Raw genomic sequence first — 1445 nt, forward strand, 5'->3', positions numbered from 1 at the left:
GGCCACTGTTTGGCTGATCCGTGCCCGCGGCTTGACACGGCATGCGCGGGGCCTCTGCCAATTGACTGCCGGGTTATTCGCTCACTCAAATTGTGCAGCACTCTACAGTTCCTTGCAAAAACCTTTCTTCTCCACTCCCGGCGTTTCGTGTATATTTCCTGGCTTCCAGCGAGGCCTCTGAGGAGTCCGCAAGCCTTGTCGAACTGCTAGGAGTGGAATGCTGACCAGAGAGGAATACATCAACATTTGTGCCCTGCGCTCGCGCGGATTGTCCATCGCCGCTATCGCTCGTATCCTCGGCCGTGACCGCAAGACCGTGAGTTCCTATCTGTGCGGGAAGCGCACGGTCGGAGTCCGCAGCTCCGACCGGGACGAGTTCAGACGGTTCGTCCCCTACTGCCGTCAACGGCTCCAGGACGACGCCCACTTCCAGGCCTCGGCGCTGTACGCCGAAATCGTCGATCTCGGCTACACCGGTGGCTACTCGACCTTCACCCGTGCCCTGCGCACCCATCAGCTGCGCCCTCGCTGCCCGCTGTGCCAACGGCCTCCCCGCGGCCGCCCCGTCCGGCAGGACGACGCGGAGGAGGTGCACTTCCGCTGGTTCGTCTTCTCCGGAGCCCCGGCGGACTGGGACAGCACTCAGGCCTGCATCCTGGTGGGACGCCTGATCCACTCCCAGCGCTGGAGCGCCGCACTGGCGGAACAGATCGATCCCGGCCACCTGGCCGACTCCGTCGACCGGATCCTGCGCCAGTTCGGCGGAACCGGCTGGCGCTGGCACTTCGACCCGACGCAAGCGGCCCGCTGCCAGGACGGCGGCGAACTGGCCACAGCACTGGGCAAGGTCGCGAAGCACTACGGTGTCGTCGCGGAACTCGGCCCGTCCGGGCGGGACGCCGACGACGAGGTCATCGAGCGAGCGCTCGCCCACTGGTGGCAGACCATCCACGCGGACACCGGCCTGCTGGAAGCCCGGGAAAGCCTGGAGCGACTGACCAGACTCGTGGAGACTCGCCGGGCCTCGGCACGGGGCGGGTGCACGGCGCCCGCTGCGGCGGTCCTGCTCGACCTTCCCCATGACCCCTATCCCGCCAGGATCAGCGTGACGCGTACCGTTTCGGCCGGCAGCATGGTCTCCTACCGCGGCAACCTCTACGCCGTTCCCCGGCACCTGCACGGTCACACCGTGCAGGTGCGCCGAAGGGTCGGTGATCCCCTTCTGACGATCGCGACCCCGCGCGGAAGAGTGATCGTCCAGCATTCCCTGGCGCCCGACGGTGCCGGCCTGTCGGTCATCGGCCACCGGCACGGGATCAGCCTCGAACGCCCGCTCCCGGTGCCGAGACCGGCCTGCCACAGCAAGATGTACAGCCCACCGTCCGCCGAAGCGCTCGCAGCGGCCCAAGCACTCCGACAGGACGACCGCCAGGAGGACGGATCAG

1 protein-coding gene is annotated in these 1445 nt (G+C 67.3%); it reads left to right on the forward strand.

Going from position 1 to position 1445, the window contains the following annotated elements:
* Positions 1-217: 217 nt before the first annotated feature.
* Positions 218-1445, forward strand: a 1228-nt coding sequence (locus ACFV1W_RS40635; protein WP_380422613.1) for an IS21 family transposase, incomplete at its 3' end; no start/stop codon positions are given.

Origin of the sequence: Kitasatospora sp. NPDC059648 (assembly GCF_042734825.1) — a bacterium.
GTDB lineage: Bacteria > Actinomycetota > Actinomycetes > Streptomycetales > Streptomycetaceae > Kitasatospora.